The organism is Bradyrhizobium sp. NC92 (assembly GCF_025200865.1).
Classification (GTDB): Bacteria; Pseudomonadota; Alphaproteobacteria; order Rhizobiales; family Xanthobacteraceae; genus Bradyrhizobium.
In genome coordinates this window covers 4,642,395-4,660,827 of the sequence record NZ_CP104171.1, presented here as the reverse complement: position 1 = coordinate 4,660,827, position 18,433 = coordinate 4,642,395, and the positions used below count along the sequence as shown (strand labels likewise).

Sequence of the window (18,433 nt, the reverse complement as noted above, 5' to 3'; positions counted from 1 at the left end):
GCTACGCCCCCAGCGCCTGTTCCAGATCCGCGATCAGGTCTTCCTTGTCCTCGATGCCGATCGAGAGGCGGACCACGTCGGGGCCGGCGCCGGACTTGATCTTGGCGGCGTCGTCGAGCTGGCTGTGCGTGGTCGAGGCCGGATGGATCACCAGCGAGCGGGTATCGCCGACATTGGCGAGGTGCGAGAACAGCTGCAGCTTCGACACCAGGCTGACGCCGGCATCATAGCCGCCCTTCAGGCTGAAGGTGAACACCGCGCCCGCGCCCCGCGGCGCGTATTTGCGCGCGAGCTGGTTGTACTTGTCGTTCGGCAGGCCAGCATAGCTCACCGAGGCCACCGCAGGATGTCCCGCGAGGTATTCGGCAATGGCCTTGGCATTGTCGCAGTGCTTCTGCATGCGCAGCGGCAGCGTCTCGATGCCGGTCAGGATCATGAAGGCGTTGAACGGCGACAGCGCCGGGCCGAGATCGCGCAGGCCGAGCACGCGGCAGGCGATCGCGAAGGCGAAATTGCCGAAGGTCTCCTGCAGGCGGATGCCGTGATATTCCGGACGCGGCTCCGACAGCATCGGATATTTACCGCCGGTCGACCAGTCGAAGGTGCCGGCATCGACGATGATGCCGCCGAGCGAGTTGCCGTGGCCGCCCAAAAATTTCGTCAACGAGTGTACGACGATGTCGGCGCCGTGATCGATCGGACGGATCAAATAGGGCGAGGCCAGCGTGTTGTCGACGATCAGCGGAACGCCCGCCTTGCGTGCCACGGTCGAGATCGCCTCGATGTCGGTGATGCTGCCGCCGGGGTTGGCGATGGACTCGATGAAGATCGCCTTCGTGCGCGGCGTCACCGCGCGCTCGAAGCTTGCGATATCGTCGGGATCGGCCCACACCACGTTCCAGCCAAAGCTCTTGAAGGCGTGCGTGAACTGGTTGATCGAGCCGCCATAGAGTTTTCGCGCGGCGATGAACTCGTCGCCGGGTTGAAGCAGCTGCTGCAGCACCACGACCTGCGCGGCATGGCCCGAGGCCACCGCGAGCGCGGCCGTGCCGCCTTCGAGCGCGGCGACGCGCTCTTCCAGCACGGCATTGGTGGGGTTGCCGATGCGGGTATAGATGTTGCCGAACGCCTGCAGTCCGAACAGCGAGGCGGCGTGGTCGGCATCGTTGAAGACGAAAGAGGTCGTTTGATAAATCGGAGTCGCGCGCGCGCCGGTGGTGGGGTCGGGCTGTGCACCGGCATGCACGGCAAGCGTTGAAAATCCCGGAAGGCGATCGCTCATTGAGGGCGTCCTGTTCTTGTGGTCTGAAATCGCGCGGCATGCTGATGGGCGGGGCGCCCGCCGTCAAGGCGCCGCTTCACATCAGGATCATTTGGGAATGATCGTGCTACGCATTGTCGCGCTCGCGAAACGAAGCCTTCGCAAGTGCGTCAGCTTTGCTCGCTCTTGTTCTTCGCAGCACGATCCGATGCGGCGGTGTTGCCACCGCCGACGCTCATCCGATTGAGGGATAGCCGCATGCCCTGCGTCGGCGCCGGCGCGCGCTTGGAGCTGAGCGTGCGCGAATTCACGCCCATCCAGGAGATTTCGGACGACAGGCGGCCATATTCGATCTTCGGGCAACGGTTCATGACCACCTTGATACCGACTGATTCCGCTTTCGCCGCAGCGGCATCGTCGCGCGCGCCGAGCTGCATCCAGATCACCTTCGGCAGCGGGTCGAGCGTGAGCGCCTCCTCGACGACGGGCATGATGTGGCTGGAGTTGCGAAAGATGTCGATCATGTCGACGGGACGGCCGATGTCCGAAAGTGACGCGACGAACGGCTTGCCGAGCAGCTCCTTGCCGACATGGCCGGGATTGATCGGGATCATGTCGTAGCCGCGCTGCATCAGGTATTTGAACGCGAAATAGCTCGGCCGCACATTGACCGGCGAGGCGCCGACCATCGCGATCGACTTCACGCCGTTGAGGATGCCGCGGATGTAATTGTCGGGATAGGCGTCGTGGTTCATTTGTCGTTCTTCTTTCTTGTCATTGCGAGGAGCGAAGCGGCGAAGCAATTCAGGCTGTTTCCGCGGAGGGATTCCTGGATTGCTTCGCTTCGCTCGCAATGACGAATTTCACTCATCCCGCCATGTCGGCGTGCGCTTCTCGATGAAGGCGCCGATGCCTTCCTCGGCGTCGCGCGCCATCATGTTCTCGGTCATCACCTCTGCGGCATAGCGATAGGCGTCCGCAAGGCTCATCTCGGCCTGGCGGTAGAACGCCTCCTTGCCGAGCTTGATCGTGTAGGCGGATTTCAGCGCGACCTGTTGCGCGAGCTCGATCGCGGCGCCGAGCTCGGTGCCGGCAGGCACCACGCGGTTGACGAGACCGATCTCGCGGGCGCGGTCGGCCGTGACAGGCTCGCCCGTCAGCAGCATCTCCATGGCCTGCTTGCGCGTCACGTTGCGCGACAGCGCCACCATCGGCGTTGAGCAGAACAGTCCGATGTCGATGCCGGGCGTAGCGAACTTCGCCGCCTCCGATGCGATCGCCAGATCGCAGCTTGCCACCAGCTGGCAGCCCGCCGCGGTGGCGATGCCTTGGACGGCAGCGACCACGGGCTTGGGCAGGCGCACGATCGCCTGCATCATGGCACTGCATGCCGTCATGATCTGCGCAAAATAAGCCCGGCCGTGATCCGGATCGGTGCGGCGCGCGGTCAGTTCCTTCAGGTCGTGGCCGGCGGAAAAAGCCGGGCCGTTGGCTGCGATCACGACCGCACGGATGTGCTTGTGTTCCGCGATCGCATTGAGGCTCGCATGCAGCTGTCCGATCATTGCCTCCGAAAGGCTGTTGCGCGCGGCTGGTCGGTTCAGCGTGAGCACGGCGACGCTGCCGACGATCTCGCGCAGCAGGATCGGCGGTTGCGGGGAGGGGGCGCGGGCGGCTTGGGAGGACATTGACGCGATTTCCCCTAAATGATTGCAATTGGATGACACCGATAACTTAATGTAACAGGGCAGGCGAAGCGAGGGTGGGGACGGCATGGCGTTAGCGAAAATGAGCGTGGCGGAGCTGGAGCAGTTCCTCCGTGACGAGTTTCCCCAGGCCTTCAGCGGTGACGACATCACGATCGAGAGCGCGGACGGCCAGACCAGCCTCTTGCGCCAGCGCTACAGCGAACGGATGCTGCGGCCGGGCGGAACCGTGTCGGGCCCGACCCTGATGGCGCTCGCGGATTTCGCGATGTACGTGGTGCTGCTGTCCGCGATCGGGCCGATCGGGCTCGCCGTCACCACCAATCTCAACATCAACTTCCTGCGCAAGGGCCAGCCCGGGCAGGACGTGCTGGCCGAGGCCCGGCTGCTCAAGCTCGGCAAGCGCCTTGCTGTGGGGGAGGTGAACCTCCTGTCCGGGACCTCACCCGATCCGATCGCCCACGTCACCTCGACCTATTCCATTCCAAATGTTTGAGCTTTTTGCAGGTAATATCGCACCATATTTTTAAGCCATTGATTTTACGTTGCTAATTTGCACTCTGGGGCATTGACCGTTGCGCCTCTCTTCTCTAGAAACCCGCGCAGTCCGGCGCGATGTTCGCGCTGATATCTCCCGTCCACGGAAACTCCGACATGAAAACCTTTTCGGCAAAGCCGGCTGAGGTGACGAAGAAGTGGGTGCTGATCGACGCCAAGGGTCTGGTCGTCGGCCGTCTCGCCACCATTGTCGCCATGCGCCTGCGCGGCAAGCACCTCCCGACCTACACCCCGCACGTCGATTGCGGCGACAACGTCATCATCATCAATGCGCAGCATGCGGTACTCACCGGTCGCAAGCGCGAGCAGAAGACCTATTACAAGCACACCGGCTATGTCGGCCACGTCAAGGAGCGCACCGCGCGCCAGATCCTCGAGGGCCGTCATCCCGAGCGCGTGCTCGAGAAGGCCGTCGAGCGCATGATCCCGCGTGGTCCGCTCGGTCGCGTCCAGATGGGCAACCTCCGCGTCTACGGCGGGGCTGATCATCCGCACGAGGCGCAGCAGCCCGAGAAGATCGACATCGCCAAGTTGAACCGCAAGAACACGAGGGCCGCATAACATGGCCGAATCCATTCAGTCGCTCGACCAGCTCTCGCAGCTCAAGACGGCGGCCGCGCCCGAGGCGCCCAAGCACGAGAAGAAGGTCGACAAGTTCAACCGCGCCTATGCGACCGGCAAGCGCAAGGATGCGGTCGCCCGCGTCTGGATCAAGCCGGGCGCCGGCAAGGTCACCGTCAACTCGCGCGAGGTCGAGGTCTATTTCGCCCGTCCCGTGCTGCGCATGATGATCGAGCAGCCGTTCTCGGTGGCCCAGCGTTCGGGCCAGTACGACGTGATCTGCACCGTCGCCGGCGGCGGTCTGTCCGGCCAGGCCGGTGCGGTCCGTCACGGTATCTCCAAGGCGCTCACCTATTTCGAGCCGGAGCTGCGCTCTGTGCTCAAGAAGGGCGGCTTCCTCACCCGCGACTCGCGCGTGGTCGAGCGCAAGAAGTACGGCAAGGCCAAGGCCCGCCGGTCCTTCCAGTTCTCGAAGCGTTAATCGCTTCGGTCGCATTCGCCGCGAAAGCGGCTTCAATGAGATGCAAAAGGGCGCTGATTTCAGCGCCCTTTTTGTTGTTCGTTTGTATGCAAATTGATGGCGTGTTTCCCGAAAACTTAGGGATCCGCGAAAACCTGAATGGAACCCGCGCGACCTAGCGTCGCCTTCGGAAGGGCGCGCAAATCGGCTGGGCCGATCGCGTAACTGCTATTTTCTAAAGGGGGCCGACATGATGTCGCTCGATAGCATCACGCTCTATTTGGTCGCCACCATGGTCGCCGCACTGCTCGGCGCCATGATGGTGTTTTTCGGCAAGCAGGAGAACAGCCCGGCGCTGAAATGGTGGGGCACCGCCTATCTGCTCGGTGCCGCCTCCGTCGCGTTATGGACCGCGGCGGGCGACAGGCTGGGGCCGCACTTGTACCTCGCGCTGAACGCCGTCGGTTTCGTCGCCTGCGGCATGGTATGGAACGCGGCGCGCGTCTTCCACGGACGCAAGCCGAACTGGCCCGGGCTCGTGCTCGGCGCGCTCGCCTGGGTCGCGGCTGCGACGCTGCTCGATCCCACGGCATCGATGCTGCGCATGCTCGTCGGTGCCGGCATCGTCTCGGTGTACGCGGCGCTGACTGCGAGCGAGCTCTGGACCGAACGGCGCAAGAGCGTGCAACGGCGCTGGCCGGCCCTCGTGATGCCGGTGATGCACGGCTGCGTGTTGATGCTGCCGATCGTGATCGGCAGCGTCCTGCGTCCGCATGATGCCGGCTTCTCCTCGAGCATCTGGGTTACGGTGTTCGCGGTCGAGCTCATCCTCTATGCCGTCGGTACGGTGTTCGTGATCTTCATGCTGGTGTCGGAGCGCACCGTCACCGCGCACCGGACTGCGGCATCGACCGATCCTTTGACCGGTATGCTCAACCGCCGCGGCTTCTCGGAGGCCTGTGCGCGCGTGATCGAGCGCGAGGCCAAGGCCGGGCGGCCCGTGACCGTGATGATCTTCGACATCGACCACTTCAAGTCGATCAACGACCGTTTCGGCCATCCCGCCGGCGACGAGATGCTCAAACTGTTCTCCACCGTCGTGGTCAGCAATTTGCGCATCTCCGACCTTTCGGGCCGCATCGGCGGCGAGGAGTTCGCCGCGCTGTTGCCGTGCGCGCTGGAGGAGGGCGTGCTGGTCGCCGAGCGCGTGCGCGAGGCGTTCGAGACCTCCGGCGTCGTGGTCGACGAAGGCCCGGTCGACACCACCGTCAGCATCGGCGTCGCCGGCGGTCCGGCCGGCACCGAGCTCGAGGTGCTGCTGGCCTCGGCCGACACCGCGCTCTACCAGGCCAAGCGCGGCGGCCGCAACCGCGTCGAGGCGGCCGAGGAGCTGCCGCTGTCGCTGGAGAACTGGCGGCGCCAGAGCGCGGCGCGGATCGGCGGATCGCAGGCGCGTCCGGTCACCGCGTGAGAATGCAGGGCGGGCTTGCGGTAAATCTCTGTTTACCATTCGATCCCTACCATCGTGGTCATGGAATCGATCCGCCGACAGAATCCGCAAGCCGCCCTGATGTCGCTCGAAGCCGAGGCCGCCTCGGCCCGCGGCGGCTTCGCCTGTCTGTTCTCGACTGCGGACGAATACGAGAGCGCGCTGATCACCGAGCGCCGCGCGCAAGGACGCTACACGCAGCACCGTAGCTACTGGCCGTTCGTGCTGTTCGCGGGGTGTGCGCTGATCGTGACCGGCACCGTTCTGCTGTTCGCCTGACGCACCCGCATTTCGGCTGGGGCAGGGCGCCGTTCCGGCGCCTTTTTCTTTGGCTCCGGCTACGCTAGACACGGGCATCGAACAAACAGGGTGGAAAGCCGATGATCACCGAGATCGCGCAAATCGACGTCAAGCTGGGCAGCGAGAAGGATTTCGAGGCGGCCGTCGCCAAGGCCAAGGCCGCTTTCGGCCGCTCCAAGGGCTTTCACGGCTTCGAGCTGCACAAGTCGATCGAGAAGCCGCAGCGTTACCGGCTGATGGTGAAATGGGCGACGCTGGAGAACCACACCGTGGACTTCCGCGGCTCGGAGAATTTCGCGGAATGGCGCGGCCTGGTCGGCCAGTATTTTGCCGCGCCCCCCGAGGTCGAGCACACCGAGACCGTGCTGACCACGGAATGAGTGTCAGGCCGCCTCCGCCAGAGGCGGCGCCTCATACGTCTTGACATGGTCGATCATGACCTTGGCGATGGCGACCAGCGGGAGCGCCAGCGCGAGGCCCCAGATGCCGAAGACGACGCCGAGCAGGATCTGGAACGCGAACAGCGTGGCCGGCGGGATGTCGAGCGCTTGGCGCTGCAGGATCGGCGTCAGCACGTAGCTTTCCATGGCGTGCACGCCCATGAAGAGCAGAAACGCCGACAAGGCGGGAATCCATCCCGAGGCGAGGCTCGCCAGCACCACGATGACGCCGGCGATGATGGCTCCCACCGTGGGGATGAAGGCGAGCAGGCCCGCCTGAATCCCTAAGATGAACGCGCCGGGGATGCCGATGACGGCAAGTCCGATCCAGGTCACGGCACCGACCGCGATCATGACGATGATCTGGGCGATCAGCCAGCGCTCCAGCGTCTCCGCGATGCGGTCGATGACGATGGCGACACGGGTACGGTGCCGCGCCGGTGCCAGGAACAGCAGGCCGTCATGATAGACTTTGGGCTGGGCGGCGAAGGCAAGGCCCAGGAACAGAACGATGAAGATGTTGCCCACGCCGTGAATGGTGCCGAGCAGCAGCTTGAGGGTCTGGCTCACGATCGCGCCGCCGCTGGAGGCGAGCGCGCCGGCGCTAGGCAGGGGAGCGCGCGAGGGCGTTGCCGGCGCGGGCGTCGTCTCCGAGGACGCGTTGGTCGCGGAGTCCGGCGCAGCGTTGCCGAGATCGAAGAAGCTGGTGTCGATGCCGTGGTTCTCGAGCAAGGACCTGACATTGGTGATCTGCGACTTGATGGTCTTGCTCAGGAGCGAGGCCTGTTCGGCAATGGTGGCGCCGCCGAGATAGGCGACGCCCGCAAGCAGCAGAGCGAGCGCGACGCAGACGATTGCAAGCCGCATCGTGTGAGGCAGGTGGACCCGTCGACCGAGCGCATTGACCAGCGCGTTGAGACCGAGGCCGAGCAGCATGCCGGTGAAGATCAGCAGTACGGTGGTCGCAAAAAACCAGGTGAAGGCGAGCAGCGCGGTGAACAGCACGACGCCGATGCCGCCGACCGCGGTCGCCCAGGCCTGATCCCGCGCGAGGTCGGCACGGGCGCGGGGTCGTTCATCTGCAGGAAAGGTCACATCGTATCCTGTCTTTGGTAGCTGCAATCGGGGCACTCTTTCGACAAACGCGCCTCCGATCAAGAGCGGCAACGCGCCCGTTTGACGCCCCCGCGCGAAAGGTGCAGAGCGGTGAGGAAACAGAAGTGAGGGGCGCTTGGGCACTATCAGCAAGTGGGCCGGTCTGCTCGGGCTCTTGGCTTTGCTCGTCGGTGGCGACCAGATCCGGATCAACCGGCCGGACCATAAATTCCGCCTGACGGTCGAGGTGACGACGCCAGCTGGGATCAAGACCGCCTCGGGCATTCTGGCTGTCGTGCCCGATCGCAACTATAACCGCAGTGGCCGCACCACGATGCGTGGGGAGGCTGTGTTCGTCGATCTCGGCCAAGGCAAGAACATCGTGGTCTTGCTGGCGCATCAGCAGGGCGCCAAGCTCGACCTCGACGACATCAACTATGTGGCGCTCCGCGCCTATGGCATTGCGCGCGGCAGCCGGGTGTCGTTCAAGGACATGAGCCGGCAGACCGGCGTTGTCCCGGTGCAAGGGGAGCTCATTCCCGTGCTCGTGAGCTTCGGCGATCCTAGGGATCCCAAGACCGCGCGCCTTGTCGACAGCGGCCATGCAGAGGCAATCCTGGGCGACGGCTACGCGATCCGCGGCTTCTCCGGCGAGGTGGTGCCCAACGGGTTCTGGCCGATCGACTTCGGGGGCGCTCTCGGACAGCCCGTGACGCGCGGTATCGAGGCCAGGCTTCCCTGGCTGGACGCGCCGGGCGAGACAGCGGCAATTGCGCTGAAGGCGGCCGGTCTCCCCGTGGCCGGCGGGATGGAAGCCTGGGAGGCATTTGCGCGAAAATAGCATTGCCGTCCCGCGATCCCTTCAGTTGAATTTGTTTCATCTGAGGGGCATGTTTGGGGAATCTTCTTATCGGGAGGCGCGGAACGACAGATGAGAAAGCCGGTCGTCGGCGTGATCGGGAATTCCTATCGCGTCGAAAATCGATTTCAGGTCCAGATGGTTGGCGAGCGAAACCTGCGCGCCGTGGCCGAAGTCTCCGGCGGCTTGCCGCTGATGTTCGCGGGCTCGCCCGACATTACCGATATCCCGGCGCTGCTCGATACCGTGGATGGCATCATCCTGACCGGCGCCCGGGCCAACGTTCACCCGACCCGCTTCAACGTCGATCCCTGCGAGAAGCACGAGCCCTACGACATCCACCGCGACGAGGTCGCGCTGGCCCTTTCGGTCGCCTGTGTCGCCCGCGGCATTCCGCTGTTCGGCATTTGCCGCGGCCTGCAGGAGATGAACGTCGCCTTCGGCGGCTCGCTGCATCCCGAGATCCGCGAGATCCCCGGCCGCATGAACCACCGCATGCCCAGGCTCGAGAACGGCGATATCCATCCCGATCCGACCGTGGTGTTCGCCGACCGTCACGACGTCGACCTGACGCCTGGCGGCGCCTTCGCGACGATTCTCGGCTGCGAGAAGATCCGGGTCAATTCGCTGCACGGGCAGGGCATCCTCGATCCCGGCAAGCGCGTGCTGATCGAAGGCATCGCCGAGGACGGCACCATCGAGGCGATCCGCATCGCCGAAGCCCCGAGCTTTGCTCTCGGCGTGCAATGGCACGCGGAGTACGACCCGCAGCACAATCCGATCAACCGCAAGCTGTTCGAGGCCTTCGGCGAAGCGCTGGTGACACGGCAGAAGGCGGCGGCGTAGGCCACGCGGGCGCGAGTCTCGCTCTGTCCTCGTCATTGCGAGGAGCCCGTGCGACGAAGCAATCCAGGATCTTCCAGCGGAGGCAGTCTGGATTGCTTCGCTGCGCTCGCAATGACGGAATACGCGGCATTGCCGGTATTCTCCAGTTCTCAGCTCAACTTGCAAGCACGCGTTGACGATCTCCCGGCGGCTTTTGCCCGAGGCCTGACGTTGCGTGCTCGCGACCCGCGTTATGCAATCATGGTTCGTTCGAAATTCCGCCCGCGATAAACCAATCAGTAGGAATTGGTCCGCCGCGATAATCGCGGCTCTGATTTGTTCTTTGAGAACGAACTGGAGTCAGATGCAGAACGAAATCTGACATCAGTATCGGCTTGCGGAAAGCCTTGCGAGCTGCAGAAGGCTTTCACGGCGACGTGGTATAGTGGAGGTAGATCCCATCTTAGTTGCGCGGTTGAAGGTGAGGAATTGCCATTGTCGGCTCATGACCATTGTTTCATCAAGGGTGCCGCTCCGGATCACACCCCGTTGCTGATGCTTCACGGTTCGAGCGGCACGGAGCTGGACATGGTGCCGCTGGCTGGGCGGCTCGCCCCGGGCTCGATGGCCGTCGCGCTTCGAGGCGCCGTGGCCTGGGAGGCCGGCTTCGCTTTCTTTCGCCGGTTCGAGGATCGCTCGATCGATGAACGCGATCTACTTGCCCGAGCCGATGTGCTGGCCGGCGAGGTGGTCCGGATCGGGAAGAACTATCGCTTCCCGAGGCCGCCGGTCGCGATCGGCTTTTCGAACGGCGCCATCATGGCCGCTGCGCTGCTCATGCTCTATCCTCGCTGTCTCTCCGGTGCCGTTCTTTTCAGGCCGCTGTCGCCGTTCGCGGTCGCTCCAGACACGCGCCTCTCGCGCGTCCCGGCTCTCCTGGTCGATGGTGACAATGACGAGCGGCGGCTGCGCGGCGACGGGGCTGGTCTGGCACAACGGCTGGCGCACATGGGCGCCGACGTAGCGCATCACGTGCTGCCGACGGGGCATTCGATCACGGAAGACGACATTGGGCCTGACGCGCGAATGGTTGAAGCCGCTGCTAGGCCAGGCAGAAAGTGGATAGAGCCGCGCCGCGAGCGCGTCGGCAATCCTGCATGGGCATTCCCATTGCGTTGCACAATCGGAACGTTGATCTCCATGCGCAGCATTGAGGTTTCATGAGAAGAATACCATATGCTCTGCAAGGGAGCCCGTGCCGTGCAGACCATGAAGGCGGCCCTCGTTGCGGCGATCACCGTCGTGGCTTTGATCTGCTGCCTCCTTCCCAGCTCAGCGGAGGAGAGCAAGCGCGTAGCCCTCGTTGTCTCGATCGACGGGGCGATTGGCCCGGCGTCAGCCAGCTACGTGCGGGAGGCCTTGGCCAGCGCGAGCGAACGGCGCGCCGAGGTCGTGCTTCTGAGGATGAACACGCCCGGCGGGCTCAATTCCAGCATGCGCGAGATCATCGCGGATGTGCTCGCCTCGCCCGTCCCTGTCATTGGCTACGTCGCTCCCTCCGGCGCCCACGCGGCGAGTGCGGGGACCTATATCCTTTATGCGACCCACATCGCGGCGATGGCGCCAGGCACCAACATAGGTGCGGCGACGCCGGTCCAGATTGGCGGGCCGCTTCCGGGCCTGCCGAGCGGCACACCCGACAAGGATGGCAAAGACAAGAAGCATGAGCCGAAGGACGCGATGACGGCGAAGGCCACGAACGATGCCGTCGCCTTCATCCGAAGCCTCGCCGAGCTGCGCAACCGCAATGTGGACTGGGCAGAGAAGGCGGTCCGCGAGGCTGCAACACTCTCTGCCAACGGCGCGCTGGAGGCACATGCCATTGATCTCGTCGCGCGCGATCAGGCTGAATTGCTGCGGCAGGTTGATGGCCGCGTGGTGGAGCTCGCAGGCGGCAGGACGCAACGCCTCGCAACAAAGGATGCTGTCGTCGAAGCGGTCGAGCCCGGACGGATATCCCGGTTCCTGGCGGTCATCACCGACCCCAACGTGGCGTTCATTCTGCTGATGGTCGGCATCTACGGCCTGATCTTCGAGTTCATGTCTCCCGGAGCCGTCGCCCCGGGAGTCGTCGGCGCGATCTGCCTGCTGATCGGCCTCTATGCGCTCAATTTGCTGCCGATCAACTATGCCGGCCTCGCCCTGATGCTGGTGGGACTCGTGCTTCTCACCATCGAAGCCTTCAACCCGACCGTGGTGGTCGGCTTCGGCGGGATCATCGCCTTCGTGCTCGGAGCAATGATGCTGTTCAGGAGCGAGGCGCCTGGATACCAATTGTCGTGGTGGGTGATCGGTGTCACTGCGGTCGTGTTCAGCGGCTTTGCTCTGGTCGTGCTTGGTTCGCTGCGGCGCGTCCGCAAAGCTCCTGCGCTGGTCGGCGCGCAGGCCATGCGCGGCTTGCCCGCCGAGGTTCTCGACTGGAACGGGAACGAAGGCCATGTCTTCGCCCATGGTGAGCGCTGGCAGGCGCGCGGCGCCGAAACCTTCAAGCCCGGAGAGACGGTGGAGGTCGCCAATGTCGTCGACCTGACGCTGCTGATACGCCGCACACCCGCCCGGACAGGCGAGGGAGGTCCATCATGATGCTGGAATATCTGACGTATGCGGCGCTTGCGCTGCTTGTCATCGTGTTTCTATCCCAGGCTATTCGAATCCTGCGCGAGTACGAGCGCGGCGTCGTCTTCACGCTCGGCCGCTTTACCGGTGTGAAGGGCCCAGGCCTCATCCTGCTCGTCCCGATCGTGCAGCAACTCGTCAAGGTCGATCTGCGGGTGATGGTGCAGGTGGTGCCGCCGCAGGACGTAATTTCGCGCGACAACGTCTCCGTCAAGGTCAACGCCGTCCTGTACTTCCGCATCGTCGACCCCGAGCGCGCCATCATCAAGGTCGGTGACTACATGGCGGCGACCAGCCAGCTCGCCCAGACCACGTTGCGTTCGGTGCTCGGCAAGCACGAGCTCGACGAGATGCTTGCCGAGCGCGACAGGTTGAACGCCGATATCCAGGAGATCCTCGACAAGCAGACCGACGTCTGGGGCATCAAGGTCACCGGCATAGAGATCAAGGACGTCGATATCAACGAAACCATGGTTCGCGCGATTGCCAAACAGGCCGAGGCGGAGCGCCTGCGGCGGGCCAAGGTGATCAATGCGATGGGCGAGCAGCAGGCCGCCGAAAAGCTCGTCGAAGCCGGCCGGATACTGGCGCAGGAGCCTCAGGCAATGCAGCTGCGTTACTTCGCGGCTCTGCACGACATCGCCGGTGAACGCTCGTCGACAGTGGTGTTTCCGCTCCCCACCGGCCTGCTCGACCATTTGATGCCGCGACCTAACAACCCGTAACGGAAGGCGGCGAGGTGCTGATCGCGAGCGCGTCGAGGCCGGGCCTTTGCGGGACGGCTGCACCGTGACCATCCGCTTCGGCAAGAAGGCCGGAGCGCCGAGGTCGCTCTCCGGTGACGGCGTGAAGATCGCCTCCGACAACGCGACGCTGGTGAAATGGGCGCCCATGGTGACCGAGATCGGCGTCAACTTTCCGGACAAGTGACGTGCGCATTCCAAATCTCGATCCGAATAAACCAATCGGTAGGAATTGCTCCGATGCGATTTTTGCGGCTCTGATTTGTTCTTCGAGAACGAATTGGAGTCAGACGCAGAACGAAAGCTGACGGCCGCATCGAAGCCCGGTCATCGGGTCAGTAGCGTGCGGTGATGGCTCCGGGCAGCGGATTGAAGTGATAGTTCACGCCTAGCTTGAACAGCTGCAGATCCTGCGTGATCGCGCTGTTGACAGCGGCCGCTGCCGGGGCCCACAGGGGCTGACTGTAAGTGCCGCTCTGACTCGTCTGCTGGTTGAACATGCGGATGTAGTTGTACTCGCCTTTGACCGACCAATTGCCCGCCAATGCATATTCAAGCCCGGTTCCGATCACGGCGCCTGAGTGTAGGGCCTTGCCGCTGGCTGCGAGAGATTCGCTGAGGGCTCCAAAGACTTCTACGCCATTCATTGCGTGGTTTTCATTGGCGAGCGCAAGACCAGCCTTGCCATAGACAAGCAGGCGATCGCCGACGACAAAGCCGGCGCGGCCGCTGGCGATCGCAAGCCAGTCGGTCGAGGTGTTCAGACCGGACGTTACCGTCGATCCGCCCAACGGGAACGTGGAGGATCGGCTGCCCTTGATACCCGTCCACATCCATTCGCCTTCCACGCCGAGCACGAACACGCCGGACTGAACGTTGACGCCGCCGTCAAAGCCTCCAAGCCATCCGCTGACATCAAAACTGCCACTGCCCGGCAGGGGTGCGGGAGCTTGGCTCCGCCACTCGCGACCAAAGCCATAGCCACCCTGCACGCCGACAAAGCCGCCGGTCCAGTTCGTGCCGGGCACCGCCCTGACGGGCGGATATTTGGGATCGACCGCAGGATCAGCAATTCGGTAGTTCGCGCCCACCTTGATCAGATGGATGGAATCCTGCGTGATCGGTACATCAACCGAGAAAGGAGTCGGGAGAGCTGTGGAGCTACCGCTCATCCGCACCGACCGCGTGCCGAAATGCAAGTAGTCGTATTCGGCTTTGACCGACCAATTCCCCTCCAATGCATATTCGGCGCCAAGGCCGATCATCGGTGCCCAACGGTATTCATTCCCGCTGAAGCTCGATGACGCGGTGCCGGCGAAGAAGTCGTTGCTCGCTGCATTGCTACTGTGCTTTTCCCACGTGCCGGCGATGCCACCCTTTGCGAACACCAGCCAGCGGTCGGCCGCCAAGCCGACGCGGCCCGCCGCCGTTGCCAATGCCTCGATCCTCGATGTGACCGTGGCGGTCGTATCGATGAAGAACGGCTCTTCAACGCGCATGTTCTGAGAGCCGCGGATATTGGCCCATGACCCGTCCAGCTCAAGACCGAAAACCAGACTTGCGATCTGCTTGTTGATGCCGATCTGTCCGCCCGCGAGGAAGCCGCTCGCGGCATAATCATTGTTCGGTCCAAACACGTTACCGACCCACCAGTCCTTCATGCCGCCACCATAGCCGGCATGCACGCCGACATAGACGCCGCTCCAGTCGACAGCGGCAGGCGCAAGCGCAACTGCCTTGACGGGCAGATCCGCGGCTGAGGCCGCCTGCGTCAGTGCAAGACCGAACGCAGCGGTCGAAAGAAATCTTCCCGTGATTGCCATTGAGCCCCCTGCAACCGGCGCGCGTATTCGAAAGCGACGTCAGGTAGCTATACTGGGAGCGGCGCTGCTTCGGCTTGGGGCACGCGCCACACCTACTTGGACGGATCACCACAAATCTGGCGATTGCCATCACCTGTGATCGCATTGCCACATCAGCCGGCGCGCTGGTCCAGCGCCAACGTCGTATCGAGCCGCAGTTGAAGTGGCGTGTGATCCGAGTTGGACCTTGCAATGAAAGGCCTTTGAACGCCGCCAGTTTCCTGCGACAAAAGAGCGCCGGGCAATCTCACTTTTATGGAGAGGTGTGTTGGATACTGGCGACGAATTGATTGCACTGGAGCTGTCCAGCTCGGAATTTGCCGATCGCGAGAGGACCGAAGCATTTCACCAGATCTACGGCCGCGAAATTCTCAAGCTGGAAATCGAGCCGTTGCCCGATACGGCGCTTCAGATCGACATGAAGCTGCGTGCGTTGCCTGGAATGTCCGTCGCGGCCGCGACCGCTTCTCCGATTTTCTGTCGGCACACCGAAGCGATGATCGACAACGACGATCCCGTGCTCGTGTTCAACCTCGATGGTACGGCGATCCACAATCAAAATGGTCACGAGACGTGCCTCGGCCCTGGGGAGGCGGTTTTGACAACGAATGGATTGCCGGGGACGGCAACCAATCCCACGACGAGGCGTGTCGTCACCTGGCGGATCAGCCGCGCCCTGATTGCGCCCTTGGTCAGGAATTTCGACGACGCGATCGGCAGACCACTCGACAGAGGCAATCCCGCGCTTTCGCTGTTTCTGGATTATCTCGGCATCGTCAATGAGAGACAGACGCTTGCGAACGCCGCCATGCGGCGGGCGGTTGTGAACCACATGATCGATCTCGGCGCCCTGGTCCTGGGCGCGACTCCGGATGCCGTCGAGCTGGCGAACATGCGCGGCGTTGCAGCCGCCCGAATGCGGAGCATCAAGACCCACATTTGCGCCCAGTTCGGTAATCCTGGCTTGAGCCTGGATTCCGTCGCAGCCAAGCAGGGCATCTCGAAGTCCTACGTCCGCAGGCTCTTCGAAGCCGAAGGCACGAGCTTTACGGAGTTCGTCCTCAACCAGCGCCTGGCCTCTGCCTACAAGATGCTGACGGATCCAAGCCTTGCAGGCCGCTCGATCAGCGAAATCGCACACCAGTCAGGGTTCAACGACATCTCGTACTTCAACCGCAGCTTTCGGCGTGCTTACGGTGCGTCCCCGTCCGATATTCGCATGCGCAAGTGAGCCGCAGGCGGGCGGACGATCTTACAGTTGCAAACGAAAAGGCGCCTCCTTCCGGAAGCGCCTTTAGCTTGTCGCAGACGGTTCGGGCCGATCAGCCCGAATAGTACATGTCGAACTCGATCGGGTGCGGGGTCATCTCGAAGCGCTCGACCTCGGTCATCTTCAGCTCGATATAGGCGTCGATGAAGTCGTCGTCGAACACGCCGCCGGCCTTCAGGAAGGCGCGGTCCTTGTCGAGGTTTTCGAGCGCCTCGCGAAGCGAGCCGCACACCGTCGGGATCTGCTTCAGCTCTTCCTTCGGCAGATCGTAGAGGTCCTTGTCCATCGCCGGACCCGGATCGATCTTGTTCTTGATGCCGTCGAGGCCGGCCATCAGCATCGCGGCGAAGCCGAGATAGGGATTGGCGAGCGGATCGGGGAAGCGCACCTCGACGCGCTTGGCCTTGGGCGAAGCGGTGTAGGGGATGCGGCAGGAGGCCGAGCGGTTGCGCGCGGAATAGGCGAGCAGCACGGGGGCCTCATAGCCCGGGACCAGACGCTTGTACGAATTGGTCGACGGGTTGGTGAAGGCGTTGATCGCCTTGGCGTGCTTGATGATGCCGCCGATATAGTGGAGGCAGGTCTCCGACAGGTCGGCATACTTGTTGCCGGCGAACACCGGCTTGCCGTCCTTCCAAATCGACTGGTGCACGTGCATGCCCGAGCCGTTGTCGCCGTAGACCGGCTTCGGCATGAAGGTGGCGGTCTTGCCGTAGATGTGGGCGACCTGATGGATGCAGTATTTGTAGATCTGCAGGTGGTCGGCCATCAGCGTCAGCGTGTCGAACTTCATGCCGAGCTCGTGCTGGGCGGAAGCGACCTCGTGGTGATGCTTCTCGACCTTGACGCCCATCTTGGCCATGGCCCCTAACATCTCGGAGCGCATGTCCTGCACGGAATCCTGCGGCGGGACGGGGAAGTAGCCGGCCTTGGTGCGGATGCGGTGGCCGAGGTTGCCGCCTTCATATTCCGTGTCGGTGTTGGTCGGCAGTTCCGAGGAGTCGAGGCGGAAGCCGGTGTTGTAGGGGGAGGAGGAGAAGCGCACGTCGTCGAACACGAAGAACTCGGCTTCGGGGCCGACGAACACGGCGTCGCCCACGCCCATCGACTTCACCATCGCCTCGGCCTTCTTGGCGATGCCGCGGGGGTCGCGATTGTAGGGCTCGCCGGTGGTCGGCTCGAGCACGTCGCAGGTGATGACCATGGTGGTCTCGGCGAAGAACGGATCGATCGTCGCGGTCACCGGATCGGGCATCAGGCACATGTCGGACTCGTTGATCGCCTTCCAGCCGGCGATCGAGGAGCCGTCGAACATCGTCCCTTCGGCGAAGATGTCTTCATCGATCATGCTGACGTCGAACGTGACGTGCTGCCACTTGCCGCGCGGATCGGTGAAGCGCAGGTCGACGTACTTCACGTCGTTGTCCTTGATCGATTTCAGGACGTCTTTGGCGGTCTTCATGCATACCCCTTATGGCTCTGCGGGTCGGTTTCCAGGTGAGCAAGATTGTTCTCGCTTTTGGCGAGTTCGCGCGCGACCGCACAAACGAAATCAGGCCGCCGAAGCAGCCTTATTTCTTGTCAGAGTGTCGCAAAATGCGGGATAGCACCCGGCTCAGATAGCGTCCAGCCCGGATTCGCCGGTTCGGATGCGGATCGCCTCTTCGATGTTGGAGACGAAAATCTTGCCGTCGCCGATGCGGCCGGTCTGCGCGGCGCGGCGGATCGCGTCGATGGCGCGCTCGACCAGATCGTCGCCGATCACGATCTCGATTTTGACCTTCGGCAGGAAGTCGACGATGTATTCTGCGCCGCGGTAAAGCTCGGCGTGACCCTTCTGCCGGCCAAAGCCCTTGGCCTCGGTGACGGTGATGCCCTGCAGACCGACTTCCTGAAGCGCTTCCTTCACCTCGTCGAGCTTGAATGGCTTGATGATGGCTTCGATTTTCTTCACTGCGCGACTCCCGGCCTTTCGATCCAATAGCAACGTCTTCGTCAGGGCGCGCATTTCTCAACGCACGATCTTGTCTTCTCTATGCCGGGATCCCTGACCGGTCCGGCAACAACGGCCAGCCACACCCTTGAAGACGCCAGTGAGCACGACGAACCGAAGCGGCTTCCTCGAAAGCAGGGTCTATGCCAAGTTGCAAATGCCCTGATTATCGGAGCGTTATCAGCCTTTTAACGAGCATCTCTGAGTGGTGTGCCGACCTGCACAAAATACCGAAGACTACGAAATAGGCAAACGGTTCAATATGTGTGCAGATCGACGTTCCCGCCGCCGGATCGGCGCCAAAGATGCCTGTTCAAGAGGCGATTGTACTAGGA

20 protein-coding genes are annotated in these 18,433 nt (G+C 63.1%); 13 read left to right on the top strand and 7 right to left on the bottom strand.

Features of this window, described 5'->3' with window-relative positions:
- Window position 1: 1 nt before the first annotated feature.
- The 3 genes from N2602_RS21795 to N2602_RS21785 form a co-directional block, all read right to left on the bottom strand.
- Window positions 2-1,282 (bottom strand): O-acetylhomoserine aminocarboxypropyltransferase, encoded by a 1,281-nt coding sequence (locus N2602_RS21795; RefSeq protein ID WP_260379370.1) that lies wholly within the window; start codon window positions 1,280-1,282, stop codon window positions 2-4.
- A gap of 149 nt (window positions 1,283-1,431) precedes the next feature.
- Window positions 1,432-2,016 carry a CoA-binding protein gene (locus tag N2602_RS21790; RefSeq protein ID WP_260379369.1) on the bottom strand — a complete coding sequence of 195 codons (585 nt, stop codon included), beginning with the start codon at window positions 2,014-2,016 and terminating at the stop codon, window positions 1,432-1,434.
- Between the two features lie 108 nt (window positions 2,017-2,124).
- Window positions 2,125-2,949 carry an enoyl-CoA hydratase gene (locus tag N2602_RS21785; RefSeq protein WP_260379368.1) on the bottom strand — a complete coding sequence of 275 codons (825 nt, stop codon included), beginning with the start codon at window positions 2,947-2,949 and terminating at the stop codon, window positions 2,125-2,127.
- Window positions 2,950-3,034: 85 nt separating this feature from the next.
- Between N2602_RS21785 and N2602_RS21780 the strand changes: the two genes are divergently transcribed.
- The 6 genes from N2602_RS21780 to N2602_RS21755 all read left to right on the top strand — a co-directional run bounded on the left by N2602_RS21780 (window position 3,035) and on the right by N2602_RS21755 (window position 6,715).
- A complete protein-coding gene (locus tag N2602_RS21780; protein ID WP_025036650.1) occupies window positions 3,035-3,463 on the top strand; it encodes a PaaI family thioesterase in 429 nt (142 codons plus the stop codon).
- Between the two features lie 158 nt (window positions 3,464-3,621).
- The gene (gene rplM / locus N2602_RS21775; protein ID WP_018642440.1) at window positions 3,622-4,086 is read left to right on the top strand and encodes a 50S ribosomal protein L13; all 465 of its coding nucleotides are present in this window, start codon (window positions 3,622-3,624) and stop codon (window positions 4,084-4,086) included.
- A gap of 1 nt (window position 4,087) precedes the next feature.
- Complete coding sequence (gene rpsI / locus N2602_RS21770) at window positions 4,088-4,567, top strand: 30S ribosomal protein S9 (protein ID WP_018642439.1); 480 nt, start codon at window positions 4,088-4,090, stop codon at window positions 4,565-4,567.
- A gap of 229 nt (window positions 4,568-4,796) precedes the next feature.
- Window positions 4,797-6,017 carry a diguanylate cyclase gene (locus N2602_RS21765; protein WP_260379367.1) on the top strand — a complete coding sequence of 407 codons (1,221 nt, stop codon included), beginning with the start codon at window positions 4,797-4,799 and terminating at the stop codon, window positions 6,015-6,017.
- Window positions 6,018-6,077: 60 nt separating this feature from the next.
- Entirely contained in the window at window positions 6,078-6,314 is a 237-nt protein-coding gene (locus N2602_RS21760; RefSeq protein ID WP_212255157.1) for a hypothetical protein, read from the top strand.
- Window positions 6,315-6,415: 101 nt separating this feature from the next.
- Complete coding sequence (locus N2602_RS21755; protein WP_172783493.1) at window positions 6,416-6,715, top strand: antibiotic biosynthesis monooxygenase; 300 nt, start codon at window positions 6,416-6,418, stop codon at window positions 6,713-6,715.
- Window positions 6,716-6,718: 3 nt separating this feature from the next.
- Here N2602_RS21755 and N2602_RS21750 read toward each other — a convergent pair whose 3' ends face one another.
- Window positions 6,719-7,870 (bottom strand): AI-2E family transporter, encoded by a 1,152-nt coding sequence (locus N2602_RS21750; RefSeq protein WP_260379366.1) that lies wholly within the window; start codon window positions 7,868-7,870, stop codon window positions 6,719-6,721.
- A 136-nt stretch (window positions 7,871-8,006) separates the two neighbouring features.
- Between N2602_RS21750 and N2602_RS21745 the strand changes: the two genes are divergently transcribed.
- The 6 genes from N2602_RS21745 (at window position 8,007) to N2602_RS21720 (ending at window position 13,160) form a co-directional block, all read left to right on the top strand.
- Window positions 8,007-8,711, top strand: coding sequence for a hypothetical protein (locus N2602_RS21745; RefSeq protein WP_260379365.1), 705 nt, complete (start codon window positions 8,007-8,009; stop codon window positions 8,709-8,711).
- 90 nt (window positions 8,712-8,801) lie between these two features.
- The gene (locus N2602_RS21740) at window positions 8,802-9,575 is read left to right on the top strand and encodes a gamma-glutamyl-gamma-aminobutyrate hydrolase family protein (RefSeq protein WP_172783496.1); all 774 of its coding nucleotides are present in this window, start codon (window positions 8,802-8,804) and stop codon (window positions 9,573-9,575) included.
- A 474-nt stretch (window positions 9,576-10,049) separates the two neighbouring features.
- A complete protein-coding gene (locus tag N2602_RS21735) occupies window positions 10,050-10,778 on the top strand; it encodes an alpha/beta hydrolase (RefSeq protein WP_260379364.1) in 729 nt (242 codons plus the stop codon).
- 36 nt (window positions 10,779-10,814) lie between these two features.
- Window positions 10,815-12,197 (top strand): nodulation protein NfeD, encoded by a 1,383-nt coding sequence (locus tag N2602_RS21730; protein ID WP_212255163.1) that lies wholly within the window; start codon window positions 10,815-10,817, stop codon window positions 12,195-12,197.
- Window positions 12,194-12,955, top strand: coding sequence for a slipin family protein (locus N2602_RS21725; protein ID WP_172783499.1), 762 nt, complete (start codon window positions 12,194-12,196; stop codon window positions 12,953-12,955). The genes N2602_RS21730 and N2602_RS21725 overlap by 4 nt, the downstream gene beginning before the upstream one ends.
- Window positions 12,956-13,019: 64 nt before the next feature.
- Window positions 13,020-13,160 (top strand): hypothetical protein, encoded by a 141-nt coding sequence (locus N2602_RS21720; protein WP_212255164.1) that lies wholly within the window; start codon window positions 13,020-13,022, stop codon window positions 13,158-13,160.
- Window positions 13,161-13,308: 148 nt separating this feature from the next.
- Here the strand turns inward: N2602_RS21720 and N2602_RS21715 are convergent, their stop codons facing one another.
- Complete coding sequence (locus tag N2602_RS21715) at window positions 13,309-14,796, bottom strand: outer membrane protein (protein WP_260379363.1); 1,488 nt, start codon at window positions 14,794-14,796, stop codon at window positions 13,309-13,311.
- A gap of 307 nt (window positions 14,797-15,103) precedes the next feature.
- On the opposite strand from N2602_RS21715, the gene N2602_RS21710 reads away from it, so the two are divergent.
- Complete coding sequence (locus N2602_RS21710; RefSeq protein ID WP_260379362.1) at window positions 15,104-16,066, top strand: AraC family transcriptional regulator; 963 nt, start codon at window positions 15,104-15,106, stop codon at window positions 16,064-16,066.
- A 91-nt stretch (window positions 16,067-16,157) separates the two neighbouring features.
- On the opposite strand, the gene glnA is transcribed toward N2602_RS21710, so the two are convergent.
- Window positions 16,158-17,567: a type I glutamate--ammonia ligase gene (gene glnA, locus N2602_RS21705; RefSeq protein ID WP_172783502.1), complete on the bottom strand. Its 1,410-nt coding sequence runs from the start codon at window positions 17,565-17,567 to the stop codon at window positions 16,158-16,160.
- A 153-nt stretch (window positions 17,568-17,720) separates the two neighbouring features.
- Window positions 17,721-18,059, bottom strand: a complete 339-nt coding sequence (locus tag N2602_RS21700; protein WP_007603495.1) for a P-II family nitrogen regulator — start codon at window positions 18,057-18,059, stop codon at window positions 17,721-17,723.
- Window positions 18,060-18,433: the final 374 nt, after the last annotated feature.